This is a genomic window from Paenibacillus sp. KS1 (genome assembly GCF_001680695.1).
In the GTDB taxonomy this organism is placed as follows: Bacteria; Bacillota; Bacilli; order Paenibacillales; family Paenibacillaceae; genus Paenibacillus_B; species Paenibacillus_B suaedae.
In genome coordinates this window covers 1-342 of sequence record NZ_MAIS01000338.1, presented here as the reverse complement: position 1 = coordinate 342, position 342 = coordinate 1, and the positions used below count along the sequence as shown (strand labels likewise).

The 342-nt window shown below is 51.8% G+C and carries 1 protein-coding gene; it reads right to left on the bottom strand.

Going from position 1 to position 342, the window contains the following annotated elements:
- The coding region (locus tag BBG47_RS28565) for an AMP-binding protein (protein WP_139070852.1) at positions 1 to 342 on the bottom strand (342 nt) is incomplete at both ends.

Below are 342 nucleotides of genomic sequence, written 5' to 3'. Positions count from 1 at the left end.
CGGGAATGCTTCGGCCCACTCCGGCTCGGCGAAGATGAATTTCAGGAACGCCACTGGAATGAACAACACGTCGATTTCATGCTTTTCGATTTCCTGGAACAAGCGCACCGGATCCTTGCGCATCTCATTGTCGACCATATACAAGCTTCCGCCGAACAGGAGCGCAGAGAACATTTCCTGATAGCATACATCGAAGCTGCCGGACGCATATTGCAAAATCCGCGAAGGCATCGGAATGTTCGTGCCTTTTTGCTGATAATGCAGCAGGTTGACCATGTTGCCGTGCTCCAGCATGACCCCTTTCGGATTGCCCGTCGTTCCGGATGTGTAGATGATATAGAG